The following is a 16,574-nucleotide window of genomic DNA, read 5'->3' as shown; positions in this document are numbered from 1 at the left end:
CGCTTTGCCTATCCGCGCGCCTTCGGACAGACGGCCGCTCCTCCCGGATCGGGGCGAGGCGGCCATTTTTGTCGAGTCTGCAGAACCTGATTCGATTTTGAGGAATGAACGATGAAGCGCACCTTTCAGCCGAGCAACCTTGTTCGCAAGCGCCGCCACGGTTTCCGCCTGCGCATGGCGACGGCAGCCGGCCGCAAGCTGCTGAACGCGCGCCGCGCCCGCGGCCGCAAGAAGCTGACCGCCTGATCGAGCCCGGCGCGGACGGCGCGCTGCGGCGCGTCGTGGGTCGCATGACCCGCCGCGCCGACTATCTGGCCGCCAATCGCGGCCAGCGCGCACCCATGCCAGGCTTCGTGCTGCTGGTGCGCGATCGGGGCGATGGCGATCCCACGGCCCGCCTCGGCATTACCGTCACCAAAAAGATAGGCGGCGCTGTCATCCGGAACCGGATGAAGCGCCGTTTTCGTGCGCTTGCGCGCGAGATCCTCCCCGTTCACGCCATTGCCGGCGCCGATCATGTGCTGATCGGCCGCGAGGGCGGCGTGGAGCGGGATTATGCCTCGCTGGCCGCCGAGCTTGAGAAAGCGCTGCGGCGCGTCGCCAGCGGCAAGGGTGCCCCGCCGCGCGAAGGCGGACGGGGTCGGGGTGGTCGCGGCTCCGGTGGGAGCAAGAGGGTGACGCCCCCGGCGCCGCACAATGACCCTGCCCCGCGCAACGAGCCGCCCGCATGATGTCGATGAGGGATTGTCGCTCTGGCCCCGCACAACCCGTGCTCCTGCGCAGGCAGGAGGCTAGGACGGCAAGAGCAGTCGGTCGGGCCTTGGGCTCCTGTCTTCGCAGGAGCACGGTGATCGAGGCTGGAAGACCATGGCGTCGCCGCATACTCGACCACTCCGCCCCGTGATTGCGCGCCTTCTCATCCTCGTCGCGCGCTTCTGGCAGATCGGGCCGAGCCGGATTCTGCCGCCCTCCTGCCGCTATTCGCCGAGCTGCTCCCAATATGCCATCGAGGCCCTGCGGAAATATGGGGCGATAAGGGGTGGCTGGCTGGCGTTGAAGCGGCTATTGCGCTGCCACCCATGGGGCGGCTGCGGCCATGATCCGGTGCCCTGACGCCGAATCCCCTGACATGAGCTGACAAAGAGACGGAAGCCAAAGAGACGTGGACGACAAGCGCAACATCCTTCTCGCCGTGGTGCTGACCATTGCTATTCTCTTTGGCTGGCCGGTCATCAGCAATTATTTCTTCCCGCCATCGGCCCAGCCGATCGAGCGAGCCGAGCAGCAGGCGAAGCAGAAGGGCGCAGCGCCCAATGTGCGCGGCGGACCGCTGGCCGAAGGCGCGCAGGCGATTCGCCCGATCGAGGCCGTGCTGGGCGAAAGCCAGCGCGTCGCCATCGAGACGCCCAAGCTGCGCGGCTCCATCAATCTGCGCGGCGCCCGCATCGATGATGTCGTGCTGCCGACGCACCGCCAGACGGTGGATGAAAAATCGCCCCCGGTCCGCCTGCTCGCGCCGAGCGGCACGGCGGACGCCTATTTCGCGAGCTTCGGCTGGAGCGGCGAAGGCGTGCGCGTGCCGGATGCGAACACCGTGTGGACAGCCGACGGCACCAAGCTGACCCCGCAGACGCCGGTGACGCTGCGCTGGAGCAACGGCGTGGGGCAGACCTTCCTCATCCGCCTGTCGATCGACGAGGATTATCTGCTCACTGTCGCGCAGACGGTCGAGAATGCGGGCGGCAATGCCATCGCCGTCCGCAACTATGGCCTGCTCTCGCGCACCGGCCACAGCAAGGACAAGTCGACCTGGACGATCCACACCGGCCCGATGGGCGTGTTCAACGGATCGGCCAATTATGACATCGGCTTCGACAAGTTGGACAAGGATGGCGACAAGCGCTTCTCCACCACCGGCGGCTGGCTGGGCTTTACCGATCTCTATTGGCATGCCGCGCTCATCCCGGCGCAGACGCTGCCGGTCGATGCGCAGTTCCGCAAGGGCGCGAGCGACCGCTATCAGGCCGACCTGACCTATGCGCCCGCCGTCGTCCAGCCCGGTACCTCGCTCAGCACGACGAGCCGGCTGTTCGTCGGCGCCAAGGAAACCCCGGTGCTCGACCGCTACATGGACCAGCAGGGCATCGCGCTGTTCGACCGCGCGATCGACTGGGGCTGGTTCCGCTGGTTCGAGAAGCCGATCTTCTATCTGCTCGACTGGCTGTTCCGCCACATCGGCAATTTCGGCGTGGCGATCATCTGCCTCACCTTCATCGTGCGTGGCCTGATGTTCCCGGTCGCCCAGCGGCAGTTCGCCAGCATGGCGGCGATGCGCGCCATCCAGCCGAAGATGAAGGCGCTGCAGGAGCGCTACAAGAACGACAAGCCCAAGATGCAGCAGGAGATCATGGCGCTGTACAAGACGGAGAAGGTCAATCCGCTCGCGGGCTGCCTGCCGATCTTCCTGCAGATCCCCATCTTCTTCGCGCTCTACAAGGTGCTGATGCTGACGGTGGATATGCGCCACCAGCCTTTCTACCTGTGGATCAAGGATCTGTCCGCGCCCGATCCGGCGCACATCCTCAACCTGTTCGGCCTGCTGCCGTTCACGCCGCCCTCGTTCCTCGGCATCGGCGTGCTGGCGGTGATCCTTGGCATCACCATGTGGCTGCAGTTCAAGCTGAACCCGGCACCGATGGACGATGTGCAGAAGCAGATTTTCTCGCTGATGCCCTGGATGATGATGTTCATCATGGCGCCGTTCGCGGCCGGCCTGCTGATCTACTGGTGCACATCCAACATCCTCACCATCGCGCAGCAATGGTGGCTGTATCGCCAGCATCCCGTGCTGGGGCAGCCGGCAGCGGATCCGGCGAAGGGTTGAGGCGAGGGGAAGATCGAGCAGCGGGACCCCGGGTCAAGCCCGGGGTGACGGTGGGGAGCAAGCGCCCTATCCCACTTGCGCTTCCAGGGATGATCTCATTCCAACTTCGTCACCCCGGGCTTGACCCGGGGTCCCGCTGATCTTCGGGATCGACCGCACCCCGCTTTCCCGCTCCTTGCCCTTTCAGGTGACGGGCGCCGCGTCTGGCGCTAGGGGGATGGCATGAGCCAGACCGACACAGATCAAGCCCAGAGCGATCAGGACACCGCCGCCCGCATCGAGGAGGCCCGCCGGATCTTTTCCGGGCCGATCAGCTTCCTCAAATCCGCGCCGGGGCTGAACTTCCTGCCGCCAGCAGATGTGCCGGAGGTCGCCTTTGCCGGGCGCTCCAATGTCGGCAAGTCCTCGCTCATCAATGCGCTGGCCAACCGCAATGGTCTTGCGCGCACATCCAACACGCCGGGACGCACGCAGGAATTGAACTTCTTCGACGTGGGCGAGCCGCTGCGCTTCCGCCTCGTGGACATGCCCGGCTATGGCTATGCCAAGGCGCCCAAGGATGTGGTCAAGCAGTGGCGCTTCCTCGTGAACGATTTCCTGCGCGGGCGTGCCGTCCTCAAGCGCGCGCTGGTGCTGGTCGATGCCCGCCACGGCCTCAAGGATGTCGACCGCACGCTGCTCGACATGCTGGATGAAGCAGCGGTGAGCTACCGCATGGTGCTGACCAAGGCCGATAAGGTGAAGGCGACCGACCTCGCTATCGTCACCGAGCGGACTGCAGCAGAAGTGCGCAAGCGCCCGGCGGCCCATCCGCAGATCATCCCGACATCGAGCGAGAAGGGCATGGGCCTGCCGGAGTTGCGCGCGGCGGTGATTGAGGCGCTCGACTGAGGGCTGGCGGCGGGGCTGGGCGCGGCATCTCAGGGATGCCGTTCGCGGTATTGGCCCCCTCCTGCCGCAACATGGCTTATGTCGGGCGTCTCCATCGCGCCGAGCGCGTTCGAGCATTGCAGGCGATAGTGCAGGCAGCTCTCAGCCCAATACCAGCCTATCGCCCTGCAAATCCAAAAGACCTGGCCGCTGACGGTCAAAGCCGAAAATCCCCCCGTTTCACCTCTGGCAGCCGCTTCAAATGTCGTCGCCCATATCGTCCGTGTCGAGACTCGGGGGGGGCGGGTCAGACATTTCGAGCCGTCAGATCACTTGGAAAACTCTCGCTTGCGGTCGACGGGCGTGACCGGGCCGCGCCGCCATTTCTGAACCAGGGCATCGGCACGCGTCTCATAGTAATCGGCCGGGCCGCCCCCGCGCGACACCGGCACGGCATGGGTAGTCTGATAGGTGCCGTCGAGGATACAATCCTGATTGATGTGCACGTGCACGACCTGGCCGAAGACCACCCGGAAGTCGCTGGGGACGCCATCCAGATCCTTGAGGTGGACGATCTCCGTCACCTTGCATTCGAACTGGGCGGGACTCGCCGCCACGCGCGGCGGTGCGACATCGATCGAGGCGATCTTCTCGATCCCCGCCATCTCGAACTCGTCGACCTCGGGCCCCACCTCGTCCCCCGTCAGGATCATCACGTCTGTGACGTCGCGGCCAACCAAGTTCCAGACGAACTCACCGGTTTCCCGCGCATTGCGGACGCTGTCCTTCTCACCGCCGGAAGAAAAGCCGATGATCAGCGGGCGATAGCTGGCGATGTTGAACAGGCTGAACGGGGCGAGATTGGCGACCCCCTCGGCGCTGACCGTACTGATCCAGCCGATCGGGCGGGGCGCGACGATCGCGTTGGCCGGCTGGTGCTTGAGACGATGGCCCTCGGCCGGGCGATAGGAGTGAAATTCTCTCATGATGACGCAGGTCCCTTGGCAAGCTTCACTATGCCGGAATTATTTCCGGTTTCTGACTCGCTAGGCCTATAAGGCGTGTCTGCGCTTCCGTCTAAGATATTTTCGCGGGGTGTGATTGGAGGCCGCATTCACGACATTTCGCCCGCCACGCGGTTTTGCGAGGCGGGCCGATAGCGGCAACGATGCAGAACGGCCCTAAGCCAACCGGTCTAATCGCTCTGCATCGCTCTACCCATACGGGCGAAGGCAGCGTTCATTTTCTCGGCCAGCGCTTCCTCTACGCCGGTGTCGATCAGCGCCTGCGCCATTGCTTGCGTCCATTGCCGGGTTTCCACATCGCCAAAGCCGATCTGGCGATGCGCGGACATGATGCAGGCGCCGGGCTTTTGCGTGAACCAGTCACGTGGGCCGCCGAGCCAGGCGGTGAGGAATCCGGTCAGCGACTCCCGCATCGGCGCCAGATCGGGCGCATGTATCGCCCGCAATTCGGCAAAGCGCAGGTCCTGCTCCATGAGATCGTAGAAGCGCTCGACCAGCGCGCGGACGGCCGGCGTGCCGCCGATCTCGTCATAGGGCAGCGGGGCCGGATCGGGCGGGGGTGCTTCGGCGGCGGTGGACTGGGTCATTCGGCGTGGCTCATGGCGCAGGGCTCCTCATCATGAGGCTTGCATGTCAGGGCCGGCGCCGCGTCGCCTTGCGCTGGATCAAGCCGGGGAGGGATCGCCTGATGTGCAACCCGGTGCCCAGCCAGGCGGAGCGAGCGTGAAACCGGCAAAGTCGAAACCCGGGGTGACGATGCACGAGACAAGCGCCCAGCCTCGGTCGGCCTCGGCGGCCTGCCAGTGGTGCGGGGCGATGACATGCTGCGGGATCTCGCCCGCCAGCACATCGCCGCCGAGGCGTAGGGCTGTGACCGGGCCTTCGTTGCCCGGCGCGGTGGAGAGGCTGAGCGCGTGGCCGGCGTGCCAGAGCCAGCTCTCGCTCGCATCCACCTTGTGCCAATGGGAACGCTGACCAGCCTCGAGCAGGAAATAGATCGCCGTCGCCCCGGCGCGCTCGCCGGGCACGGCCTCAGCCCGCCAGGTCTCGCGATACCATCCGCCTTCCGGATGCGGCTGGAGAGCGAGGCGGTCGATGAGGGCGCGGGCGGTGGGATCGGTCATGAAATCATTATGAGACACCATTATATTACTGGGCAAGAAATCTCGATTGCCCACATTCCAGATTGGCGATAACGCCGTGTTGAAACAGGAGTTTAGGGGGGATCATGAGGGGGTATCGTGCTTTTGCGCGCCGTTGTCTGGCGCTCGGAATTCTTGCAACATTACCGGCCGAGCCGGGGCTGGCGCAGGGGACGGTCCTGGTCCCGGTGGGCGGCGATAGTCCGCCTGCCGTTCCGCAGTCGCCGCCTGTCGACCCCGATGATAAGCCGGAGGATATCGCCAAGGACGCCGCTCGCGACCTTAAGGACACGCGCTTCTACAACAAGCCCGGCGCAACCCGGGCGGACTATGACCGGGACTGGCAGGAATGCCGCCTGATCGCACGCGGCTCCCGTACGCCTGCAGGAACCGTCCCATATTATTATAACCCTGCCGTTATCTCTCCACTTGCGGCGGGCATCGGCGGCGGGCTTGGCGGACTGATCGGCGGCATGATCGTCCAAGGCGAGCAGCGGCGGGCCAATCGGCGCCAGTGCTTACTCATTCGCGGCTGGCGGTTGGTGGAGGCGCCCAAGTCGCGACAAGAGAGCCTGCTCGCAATGGGCGACGCGCAGCGTGACGCCTATTTTGACGGGATCGTGGGTGCGCAGACGGTTGAAGGCGAGGTGACCACGCGCACGAGCTTTACGCAGGTCGAGGATCCGGCACTAACCCTGGACGCGCCGACTGCCGGGCCTGGCAGCCTGTTCGCGGGCAAAAAGATCGATCCAGGGGCGGCTATCGCCCTGGGCGAGAATGAGGGGCTGGTCGTCCTGGCATTTCGCCGTCCGATGGTCACGAGCGCAGGACGCTCAGCCAGCGTCAGTCTCGCCCGCTACGACGTAGAAAAGCAGGATCTGGTCTACCAGCCGCGCGACTGGAAGAAAACGGGCGATGGCACCACCTATCGCCTCAATATCGCCAGCGCGGACAAGAAGCAGAACTATGAGGTCCAGCTTATTCGAGTCACGGCCGGCGACTATGCGCTGGAAAACATGGTGGCCGGCCCTGCGGTAGCCACCAGCAGCAATTGCTTTGGTGCCCCCCGTCTACATGTGGCGCCGGGCTCGGTTGTCTACGCGGGCGATTTCGTGCCTGTCATGGGCGCAAGCCTTTCGACTGGCCAGAAGGTGCAGAGCGCCATGTTCTGGACAAGCAACATCGAGCAGGCGCGGACGTTGGTATCTTCACGTCATGCTGATCTTGCGGCTCGCATGGCTGCGGCGCAGTGGCACAATCAGGCCACCTACGCCTGTTCTGCGGTGACGATGGACCGCTATGATCTGCCAGAGCGCGCGCTCGCGTCCTATCCGGACTCGTCCGGTCCGACTGCGGCGTCCGAATCTGTCGAGCCCGTGGCTGCTCCCGAGACATCTGAGGCACCGCCTTCTGCCGAAGTGGCTTCTGTCGCAGCGTCGCGGTAGAAGGGGAAATCGTCCCGCTTGACCGCGCGGTCCCGCGCGGGAAGGGTCGGGCGCAACCATGACGTCCCTCTATCGCCTCGATGCCAGTGCCGCGCAGATCGGCGCGGCGCTCCATGCGGACCCCGGTGAAGACCCGTGGCCGGGCGGATATATGACGCCGGGGCGCTATGGGCCGGTGATCGTGCGCGGGCGCGACGGCTTGCGCCGGCTGGTGCCGCGTTTGTGGGGTGTGCCGCCGCCGCCAGCCGCTGCGCTTACCGGCGGCGCGCCGGTCGCGCATGTGCGCCATGTCGAAAGCCCATTCTGGATTGGCACGCTGCGGCATACCGAGTTCCGCTGCCTGGTGCCGGTTACCAGCTTCCAGCTCTGGTCGCAGGTGCCCGATCCGCGCGCCGGCAAGCGTGTCGCGCATCGTTTCTCGCTGCCGGATGCGGCGATCTTCGCGTTCGCGGGCATCTGGCGGGACAGCGAGGTGGCGAGTTTCGCGCTGCTGACCTGCGAGCCGAACCGGCTGGTCGCCTCGGTCAACCCGCGCACCATGCCGGTCATCCTGCATGCCGAAGACCATGGCCGCTGGCTGCGCGCGGACTGGAAGGAGGCGCAGCGGCTGGTTGCGCCTTACCCGTCGCAGGCGATGACGATGGATGATGCGGGGCCACGCTAAACAATCCCCTTCATCGTTCCCGCGTTCGCGGGAATAACGAGATAAGGAGGTCGGGCGCTCGCCAATGCCGCCCTTCGGCCACTTCGTTTGTGTTGCGTACAAATAGGGTGCAACCTACACTCCGCGCCACCGGCGACGAGTCCGTGCTTGCGCCGCAGAGACAAGAGGAGAGGCTCATGGCCAGGATCATCGGCGGTTTCGCCGTTTCGCACACGCCGACCATCGCGTTCGCCAAGGATGCGAACAAGCAGACCGATCCCGTCTGGGCGCCGATCTTTGAGGGGTTCGAGCCGGTCAAGCAATGGCTGGCGGACGAGAAGCCCGATGTCATCCTGTATGTCTACAACGACCACATGACCTCCTTCTTCACCCATTACTCGCATTTCGCGCTGGGCATTGGCGAAGAGTATGAGCCGGCGGACGAAGGCGGCGGCAAGCGCGATCTGCCCGCGATCAAGGGCGACCCGGACCTTGCCAAGCACATCGCGGAGTGCATGGTCGCCGACGAGTTCGACCTGGCCTATTGGCAGGGCATGGGGCTGGACCATGGCGCCTTCTCGCCCCTCTCCGTGCTGCTGCCGCATGAGCAGGGCTGGCCGTGTCGGCTGGTCCCTCTCCAATGTGGCGTGCTTCAGCATCCGATCCCCAAGGCGCGTCGCTTCTGGAAGTTCGGCCGCTCGCTGCGTCGCGCGATCCAGAGCTATCCCAAGGACATCAAGGTCGCGATTGCGGGTACCGGTGGCCTTTCCCATCAGGTCCATGGCGAGCGGTGCGGGTTCAACAATACCGCCTGGGACATGGAGTTCATGGAGAAGCTCACCAATGATCCTGAATCATTGCTCGACGCGACGGTGACGGATCTCGCCAAGCTCGGCGGCTGGGAAGGGGCCGAGGTGGTGATGTGGCTGCTGATGCGCGGCGCGCTTTCCGAACAGGTCGAGAAATTGCACCAGAGCTACTTCCTCCCGTCAATGACGGCCATCGCGACGATGCTGTTCAAGGATCTGGGCGATCCGGTGCCGCCAGCCGAAACCGACGAGCAACTGCGTGCCCGCGCGTCCCGCGAGCTGGCGGGCGTCGAGGCGATCGAGGGCACCTATCCCTTCACCATCGACCGGGCGGTCAAGGGCTTCCGCATCAACCATTTCCTCCACCGCCTGATCGAGCCGGAGTTCCGCAAGCGGTTTGTCGAGGATCAGGAAGCGCTCTTCGCCGAGTCGGACCTGACCGACGAAGAGAAGGACTTGATCCGTAGCCGCAACTGGATCGGCATGATCCACTATGGCGTCATCTTCTTCATGCTGGAGAAGATGGCCGCGGTGCTCGGTATCGGCAATATCGACGTTTATGCCGCCTTCAAGGGCCTGAGCGTTCCCGATTTCCAGAAGACCCGCAATGCCGCGATCACCTATTCGGTGGCCGGCAAGCAATAAGCCGCGCGGCTCGGATTGCACGTGAGAGGGCGGCGGACCTTGGTTTACCGCCTTTCTCATGGGGCATCCCGCGACAGCCTGCCGCATTTGCGCCACACCATATCGACCTTCGCCCGGACACCGACAAAGTAGATTGCAAACTAACAGAATCTGATGAATAGATAGCTCCCTAACAACGATAATTTGTCTGGGAGACTTTGCAATGAAGAGATCTGCGCGCGTGCTGCGTCAGCACGCCTGTTTCGCGGCCCTCGCCACCGTCCTCGCTTTCCCTGCTTTCGCGCAGGACAGCGCCCCCCAAAGCGATAGAGCAGATGCAAGCGACGAGGCCATCGTGGTCACCGGATCGCGCATCGCCTCCGGTTTCGACCGGCCGACCCCCGTGGCGGTTCTGGGCGCTGAGCGACTGGAAACACGCGGCATCACCAATCTCGGCGATGCGCTGAACGAGCTACCTGCCTTCCGCGCGACCAACTCTCCGGCCTCGACCGGCCTCGGCGCGGCGGGCGGCTATGTCGGCGGTCGCATCCTCGATCTTCGCGGTCTGGGCGCGGTGCGCACGCTGACCCTCGTCGACGGCAAGCGCTTCGTGCCGTCCACCACGCAGGCGACGGTCGACACCAACATGATCCCCTCGATCATGCTCCAGCGTGCCGAAGTCGTCACGGGCGGCGCCTCGGCGGTCTATGGTTCGGATGCCGTGTCGGGCGTCGTCAACCTGCTCATCGACAAGGCGTTCACCGGCTATAAGGCCAATGCCCAGGTCGGCTTTTCGCAATATGGCGATAATTTCACCACCCAGTTCGGTGCGGCCGGTGGCTGGCAGATCGGCGAGACGCTGCATCTGCTCGTGGGCGGCGAATATGAAAAGGCGGAGGGTGTGGAAAGCTGCCCCTCGCGCGACTGGTGCGCCAATGGCTTCATCAACATCAGCCGCAATCCCGGCGTGACAAGCCTGCCCGCCAACAACATCCTCGCGGGCGTCTATCCCTGGACGGCGCCCTATAACGGTATCACCACGCCGCCGAGCTCGGCTTATGCCGGCCGCCTCGTCCCGGCTCTCCGCGCGATCGACGGCATCGGCTTCCGCGCCGACGGCACGCCGTTCCGCACCACACAGGGCACGCTGGCCAACAACCTCTATCAGCTTGGCGGCACCAATGACGGCCCGGGCGAGAACATCTATTTCGATTTCCCGATCGTCTCCCCCACCAAGCGCTACAACGCCATGGCGTTCGCCACGTGGGAAGCCACGCCGGCCCTGACGATGGAGTTCGGCTTCAACTACGGCCATGGCGAAGGTCGCCACCGCGCAGTGCCGTATCGCAATACGGCCATCACCATCCAGCGCGACAACCCGTTCATTCCCACCTCCAGCAATCCCGCGCTGGACCTGCGCACCATCATGGACGCCAATGGCCTCACCAGCTTCACGCTGGGCAAGGGATTCAAGGATGTTGGACCGGGCCAGCTGGTCGTGAAGAACGACGTCTATCGCGCCGTCGCGTCCGCCAAATATGAGATTTCGCCCAACTGGTCGGCGGACATCTATTATCAGTTCGGCCGCAACGAGTTCCGCAGCGATATCACGGGCGGCACGATCACCTCGCGCATCCTCAAGGCGCTCGACGCGGTGGCCGGGCCCGGCGGGGCGCCGGTGTGCCGGGTGAATGCCGATGCCAGCACAACCAATAACGACCCTGCCTGCGTGGCCCTCAATCCCTTCGGCTCCGGCCAAGGCGCCACCTTCGCGGCGGCCAAGGCCTATGTCACGGCCGATGCCTTCCAGACCAACATCACCACCCAGCATGTCGTCGCTGCCAACGTCACCGGCTCGCTGTTCGATCTGCCCGCCGGGCCGCTCGGCGTCGCCGTGGGCGCGGAATATCGCAGCGACAGCGTCAGCGGCGATGCCGATGCCAATTCCAAGGCGCTGGCCTTCTTCACCGGCAACGGATCGGTTATCTCGGGCAAGATTCAGGTGGTCGAGGCTTATGGTGAGGCCGAAGTGCCGATCCTGCGCGACACGGCGTTCTTCCGCGAACTGAGCTTGAACGGCGCCGTCCGCCGGACCCACTACAAGCGGTCCAGCGACTTCTTCCCGAGCAGCACGGTCAATGTGACCACATGGAAGGTTGGCGGCGTCTGGGCGCCGGTCGATGCGGTCCGCTTCCGCGTGACCAAGTCGCGCGACATCCGCGCGCCCAACGTCTCGGAACTGTTCGGCCCGATCACGAGTGCGTCCGGCATTCTCAACGATCCGGCGCGTGGCGGTCAGCAGACGGTCGTGCCGATCACGCTGGGCTCCAACCCCAATCTGCGGCCGGAAAAGGCGGACACGTTCACCGCTGGCATCGTCTTGCAGCCAAGCGGTGGGATGCTCGGGCGGTTCCGGGCGTCGGTCGATTATTATGACATCAAGATCAAGGATGCGATCAGCACGCTCGGCCAGCAGAACATCGTGACGCGCTGCTCGCAGGGCGATACGCTGAGCTGCTCGCTGGTCACGCGCGATGGTGGTGCGGCCAATGGCGTCATCACCAATGTTCGTGACGTTGTGCAGAATGTGAACCAGCTCAACGCCCGCGGCATCGACATGGAGCTGAACTATCGCCAGCCCGTCGGCGCGGCCAGCGCGGTGAACCTGTCCGTCATGGCCAGCCATGTCATCGATCTGGTGACCGTGGACGCCGTTGGACCGGTCGAACGGGCCGGCCAGACCGGTCTGCGCGGCGGTACGCCTCCGGGCATCCCCGACTGGACGGTTGACGCGACCGTGGGCCTCGACCTGGGTGAGCTGTTCTCGCTCTCCACCCATGTTCGCTGGATCAACAAGGGCTTCTACAACGCGGCGTTCATCGGCGCCGAGCAGCCTGGCTATGTAATCACGGCCTCCAGCAGCTCCAGCACCAACGCCATGCCCTCGCGTACCTATGTCGACATGATGGGCACGGTGAAGGTGCCGGTCGGCGGCGATAACAAGCTGAGCGTCTATTTCGGCGTGGACAATGTGTTCAATGTCGATCCGCCGAACTTCCCCGGTGCGAACGGCAGCGGTAACAACGTGCTCTTCAACCCGGTTGGGCGCATGTACAAGGCCGGCATCCGCACGTCCTTCTGATCCCCCTGCCGTGCCGGGCGCGTTTCGTCCGGCACGGCACCCTTTGGCGCACAGGCCGGCCGACGGATCGCTCTTGACGGAGCGGGTGCAGGTGCGGGAGGTCTGCTGGAACGGCACGTAAGGGAGAATGATGGTCGACAAGGCTCCGTCCGCACAGGGTTCCACCAGCGAAGAGGACGCGGCGACATCGCGCAGCCTTCCGCGATTTGGCGGTTTTCCCATTGAGGATGCCACGCGACATCTCTCCAATTTCTACGCCGGGGCCAAGCCCGACGAGCGGACCGTCACCTTTTTCCGGACCACGCGCGCGCTGGTCGTCGCGGCACGGCGCTGGCGCAAGCTTGCCAATGACAAGGTCCGCAGTGTTGGGCAAAGCATGGCGCGGTGGGAGACGATGTATCTGCTCGCCTGCGCCCGCGACGACCTCTCCCAGCGCGAACTGGCCCAACTGATCGGCGTCGAAGGGCCGACCATGGCCCATATGCTCAACACGCTGGAACGCGACGGCCTGATCGAACGCGCGCAGAGCCAGGTCGACCGCCGGGTCGTCCACAACCGGATCACCGAAAAAGGGCTGGCCGCCACGCGAGACATCATGGCGATCACCAATGATTTGCGCGCGGACATCCTGCGGGACATTCCACCTGAGAAGCTGGCCATTGCGCTGGAGGTCCTGGAACAGGTCCACGCCCGGCTGGACGATTACTGCTGAGGCGCGGTCATGCGGCTGGTTACGGCCGTCCCGTTGTCGCCTCTTCCTTCAGCGAGAACAGCACCGGCCATTCCCAGGCGCCCCGGCAGACCGGCATGGAGCGGGCTTCCGTCAGCCGGAAGCGGGTGCCATCCCAGCGGTAGGTCTCCGCCGTGCCGCAGTCGCCAAGGCCACGTCCCTTGGCGAAGCTGGAAAGCTCACCGCGCGAAGGATTCCAGCGGGCGTTCATAATCAGCGGCGGGGCGCTGGCATCGCCGGTGAAGCCGGGGAGATGATCGAACGGGGCGAAGGCGATCGTCCGGTTGCCGGGCTCGCCGCTCGCGATCAGTGGGACGGCGCTCACATTATATGCGCCCGCATCGCAGGGCAGCAGCAGCAGGACATGCCCGGCATCGAGTGTATGGAGATCGGGCTGACGACTGCTCTCCAGCCCACTCTCGCACTGCGCCAGGCGCTGGGCCGTGGCTTGCTCTTGCGGCGTGAGCGCAGGCGTCGCGGTTTCGGCGAGGAGCGGGATCGTCTTGGGCAGCGCGGGATCGGCCGGCAGCGGCCGCGCCATGTCGGCCGGGCCATCACCGATGGCGGCCAGCGCGCCGCGGCTGCCGATGCGGCCCTGCTGCTCATCCATGTAGCGCAGTGCCGCTGCGACGCCTTGCAGCGACGGGGCGCCGATGACCGTCCGGTTGCGATCGTACAGCTCGAACACATAGCTGGAGCCCATGGACCGCACGACCTCCAATGCGGTCTGGCCATCCAGCGCAATCGTGTCGCCATCGACCTTCTGTCGCACACGGCGCGTTCCATCGATCATGAAATCGACCCGGTCGCGCAGCCGGTCGGCCAGCAGCACGCGCAGGCTGGTGGCACCTGCGGGTCCGCCGTCGCGATGGATGAGGACCAGCAGCCGGTTGGGCGTGTCCACCCCTTCCGGGTTCAGCGATACCGCACTGCAGGACAGGCGATTGTCGCAGCCCACGGCCCAGTTGTCGAAAACACGCAGACGACCCAGCACCGGTTCTGCCACAACGGGCGCGGTCGAGAGGACAGACCCCGACGTCTGGTCGCCGCGCTGCGGGGCGGCGGGCGCGACCGTGGCCAGGCCCGCGAGAGCCAGCGCGCTGACGCGCAGAAGCCGTGAAATCCTTGTCATTCCGCCAGTCATAATGCAGTTGAAGCCAATGGTGTAGCGCCAAGCTGCATGTGTTGCGACAGCCCGTGGTCACCAAGCCGGGCCAAGTGGATCGAAAGGACACAGATATGCGCAGAATCGCTGTGATCGGCGCCGGCCAGATGGGTGCGGGCATTGCGCAGGTGAGCGCTCAGGCCGGCATGGATGTGCTGCTGCGCGATATCGATCTCGCGCGTGCGGAAAAGGGCAAAGCCGGCATCGAGAAGCGACTCGCGCGCGTTGTGGAGAATGGCAAGCTGGAGCAGGCGGATGCGCAGGCGGCGCTGGCACGGATCACGCCCGTGGTGGCGCTCGATGATGTCGCCGGGTGCGATCTGGTAATCGAGGCCGCGACCGAGCGGGAGGACATCAAGCGCGCAATCTTCGCGGAGGTGGGCGCGGTCCTGGCGCCGGATACGATCCTCGCGACCAACACCTCGTCCATTCCGATCACGCGGCTCGCGCAGGCGGCGCCCGACCCGGCGCGGTTCATCGGCGTGCATTTCTTCAATCCCGTGCCGGTGATGGCGCTGGTGGAGGTCATTCGCGGCCTCGCCACCTCGCCGGAGACGGTGCAGGCGGTGGAGGCCTATGCGCAGGCGCTGGGCAAGGAGGTCGTCCATGCGTTCGATGCGCCGGGGTTCATCGTCAACCGCATCCTGCTGCCGATGCTGAACGAGGCGATCTTCGCACTCGGCGAGGGCGTTGCCAGCGTGAGAGACATCGATAGCGCGATCAAACTGGGCCTCAACCATCCCATGGGTCCGCTGACCCTGGCCGATTTCGTGGGCCTCGATACCTGTCTGGAGATCTGCAAGGTGCTGCAGGACACGACGGGCGATCCCAAATTCCGGCCCGCGCCGCTGCTCGTCAAATATGTCGAAGCCGGCTGGCTGGGGCGCAAGACGGGCAGGGGCTTTTACGATTACGCCGGCGACGAGCCCGTGCCGACGCGGTGAAAGGCCTTTCGGCGCGCGCTGGCCGCACAGCAAGGAGCCCCGTGTCCGCAGACACGAGGCTCCCGCTCCCACATCGTAAAGGCTGTGCTTAGCTGAAGCTGATCGCCATATTGGGGCGGCGTGCGCGCAGCGTGCGGCCGATCGCAGCGAAACCGATGATCATCATTGCCCAGGTGGCCGGCTCCGGCACGGCGGGCTTGACGGTGTAGAACAGCAGGTCCTGCTTGCTGCTGTTGGTCGCGACCCAGAAATCCAGATTGCTGTTAATCGTGCCCTTGTTGGCAAGGTAGGAATTGGCGGTGTTGATCAGCGTGGACTCGCCTTGGCTCGCCCATTCGAGCTCGAAGTAACCGGCGCCCAGGTTCTTCGAGTTGCTCGTTTCGTAACGAGTCTCCCAGAGTGCCAGTTGCAGGGCAGCGGACTGAGTCTTGTCGCCACCGGCGTAGTTGCTGACCAGCGAGGCGACATCATTGTAGAGCGCGCCACCGAGATAGTTGCTCAGCGACACGACATTGAACGTGCCGGTGCTCGAGTTCTGGGTGACTTCGAGGCAGTAAGCTAGGAAGTTGACCGCCTTGCCGTCCCATGTGCCGGAGATATTCTGGGGCGAGAACGAGCCGTCGTATGAGGTGCTGCTCCAGCCCGAACCAATGCTCACCTCGCCGCTCGGGCTGCTATACTGCGTCGAGAGGCTGTTGATGACGAAGGTGCTCGCGTTCGCGGCAGTAGCGGAGGCGATAGCGGCTGCACCGGCAGCGAGAGCGATAAGCGTTTTCTTCACGGCGATGTTCCCTTCAAAAGTCCTGAAGCCGGTGTGAAGGAATACATCTCGATACAGAATGGCATTAACTACGATTGGACGCGCGTTAACTTCGATTATCGCAAAATAATCAGGGAATTCTGAGGGGAAATTTTAAGAGAATTAGTTAATGATCCAAATGGGGTCATTAACTACGATGACCGTTTATAAGACGCTACATTTGCGAGTGGTTTGAGGCTGCGAATCGGGAAACAACGCATGGCAGGGACCGCCGTGATGGAGCATTCATCAAGCTGCGGATGCCTCGACGCCTCCCCTCCTCTTCAGAGGAGGGGCCGGGGGTGGTGGCGATGCGTCAGCATCGCGGGGTGAGTGAATGACCGCGCGGTTG

At 64.5% G+C, this 16,574-nt stretch carries 16 protein-coding genes; 11 read left to right on the top strand and 5 right to left on the bottom strand.

Annotated elements, in window-relative coordinates; translation table 11 throughout:
- Positions 1-111: 111 nt before the first annotated feature.
- The 5 genes from rpmH (at position 112) to yihA (ending at position 3,775) form a co-directional block, all read left to right on the top strand.
- Positions 112-246 carry a 50S ribosomal protein L34 gene (gene rpmH / locus M2343_RS10350; RefSeq protein WP_014074358.1) on the top strand — a complete coding sequence of 45 codons (135 nt, stop codon included), beginning with the start codon at positions 112-114 and terminating at the stop codon, positions 244-246.
- Between the two features lie 44 nt (positions 247-290).
- Complete coding sequence (gene rnpA, locus M2343_RS10345; RefSeq protein WP_264577541.1) at positions 291-731, top strand: ribonuclease P protein component; 441 nt, start codon at positions 291-293, stop codon at positions 729-731.
- A gap of 169 nt (positions 732-900) precedes the next feature.
- Positions 901-1,113, top strand: coding sequence for a membrane protein insertion efficiency factor YidD (gene yidD / locus M2343_RS10340; protein ID WP_181558690.1), 213 nt, complete (start codon positions 901-903; stop codon positions 1,111-1,113).
- Between the two features lie 49 nt (positions 1,114-1,162).
- Positions 1,163-2,884, top strand: coding sequence for a membrane protein insertase YidC (gene yidC / locus M2343_RS10335; RefSeq protein ID WP_264576576.1), 1,722 nt, complete (start codon positions 1,163-1,165; stop codon positions 2,882-2,884).
- Between the two features lie 222 nt (positions 2,885-3,106).
- Positions 3,107-3,775: a ribosome biogenesis GTP-binding protein YihA/YsxC gene (gene yihA, locus M2343_RS10330; protein ID WP_264576575.1), complete on the top strand. Its 669-nt coding sequence runs from the start codon at positions 3,107-3,109 to the stop codon at positions 3,773-3,775.
- Between the two features lie 308 nt (positions 3,776-4,083).
- Here the strand turns inward: yihA and M2343_RS10325 are convergent, their stop codons facing one another.
- The 3 genes from M2343_RS10325 to M2343_RS10315 all read right to left on the bottom strand — a co-directional run bounded on the left by M2343_RS10325 (position 4,084) and on the right by M2343_RS10315 (position 5,903).
- On the bottom strand, positions 4,084-4,740 hold the full coding sequence (locus tag M2343_RS10325) for a flavin reductase family protein (protein WP_264576574.1): 657 nt from the start codon (positions 4,738-4,740) through the stop codon (positions 4,084-4,086).
- A 209-nt stretch (positions 4,741-4,949) separates the two neighbouring features.
- Positions 4,950-5,366, bottom strand: coding sequence for a group II truncated hemoglobin (locus tag M2343_RS10320; protein WP_264576573.1), 417 nt, complete (start codon positions 5,364-5,366; stop codon positions 4,950-4,952).
- Positions 5,367-5,444: 78 nt separating this feature from the next.
- Complete coding sequence (locus M2343_RS10315) at positions 5,445-5,903, bottom strand: cupin domain-containing protein (protein ID WP_264576572.1); 459 nt, start codon at positions 5,901-5,903, stop codon at positions 5,445-5,447.
- A gap of 206 nt (positions 5,904-6,109) precedes the next feature.
- Here M2343_RS10315 and M2343_RS10310 point away from each other — a divergent pair, with 206 nt between their 5' ends.
- The 5 genes from M2343_RS10310 to M2343_RS10290 all read left to right on the top strand — a co-directional run bounded on the left by M2343_RS10310 (position 6,110) and on the right by M2343_RS10290 (position 13,296).
- Positions 6,110-7,366: a hypothetical protein gene (locus M2343_RS10310; RefSeq protein ID WP_264576571.1), complete on the top strand. Its 1,257-nt coding sequence runs from the start codon at positions 6,110-6,112 to the stop codon at positions 7,364-7,366.
- 58 nt (positions 7,367-7,424) lie between these two features.
- The gene (locus M2343_RS10305) at positions 7,425-8,030 is read left to right on the top strand and encodes an SOS response-associated peptidase (RefSeq protein WP_264576570.1); all 606 of its coding nucleotides are present in this window, start codon (positions 7,425-7,427) and stop codon (positions 8,028-8,030) included.
- A 176-nt stretch (positions 8,031-8,206) separates the two neighbouring features.
- Entirely contained in the window at positions 8,207-9,463 is a 1,257-nt protein-coding gene (locus tag M2343_RS10300) for a gallate dioxygenase (protein ID WP_264576569.1), read from the top strand.
- A gap of 202 nt (positions 9,464-9,665) precedes the next feature.
- Positions 9,666-12,584: a TonB-dependent receptor domain-containing protein gene (locus tag M2343_RS10295; RefSeq protein WP_181558698.1), complete on the top strand. Its 2,919-nt coding sequence runs from the start codon at positions 9,666-9,668 to the stop codon at positions 12,582-12,584.
- 130 nt (positions 12,585-12,714) lie between these two features.
- Positions 12,715-13,296, top strand: coding sequence for a MarR family winged helix-turn-helix transcriptional regulator (locus M2343_RS10290; RefSeq protein ID WP_264576568.1), 582 nt, complete (start codon positions 12,715-12,717; stop codon positions 13,294-13,296).
- 19 nt (positions 13,297-13,315) lie between these two features.
- Here M2343_RS10290 and M2343_RS10285 read toward each other — a convergent pair whose 3' ends face one another.
- Positions 13,316-14,446 (bottom strand): DUF1176 domain-containing protein, encoded by a 1,131-nt coding sequence (locus M2343_RS10285; RefSeq protein WP_264576567.1) that lies wholly within the window; start codon positions 14,444-14,446, stop codon positions 13,316-13,318.
- Between the two features lie 107 nt (positions 14,447-14,553).
- On the opposite strand from M2343_RS10285, the gene M2343_RS10280 reads away from it, so the two are divergent.
- Positions 14,554-15,423, top strand: a complete 870-nt coding sequence (locus M2343_RS10280) for a 3-hydroxybutyryl-CoA dehydrogenase (protein ID WP_264576566.1) — start codon at positions 14,554-14,556, stop codon at positions 15,421-15,423.
- Positions 15,424-15,511: 88 nt separating this feature from the next.
- Here M2343_RS10280 and M2343_RS10275 read toward each other — a convergent pair whose 3' ends face one another.
- Complete coding sequence (locus M2343_RS10275; RefSeq protein WP_264576565.1) at positions 15,512-16,204, bottom strand: PEPxxWA-CTERM sorting domain-containing protein; 693 nt, start codon at positions 16,202-16,204, stop codon at positions 15,512-15,514.
- Positions 16,205-16,574 lie beyond the last annotated feature (370 nt).

It is taken from the genome of Sphingobium sp. B8D3B (assembly GCF_025961875.1).
Lineage (GTDB): Bacteria > Pseudomonadota > Alphaproteobacteria > Sphingomonadales > Sphingomonadaceae > Sphingobium.
Note: the sequence above shows the minus strand (reverse complement) of the source record. Positions and strands in the feature narration are given on the sequence as shown.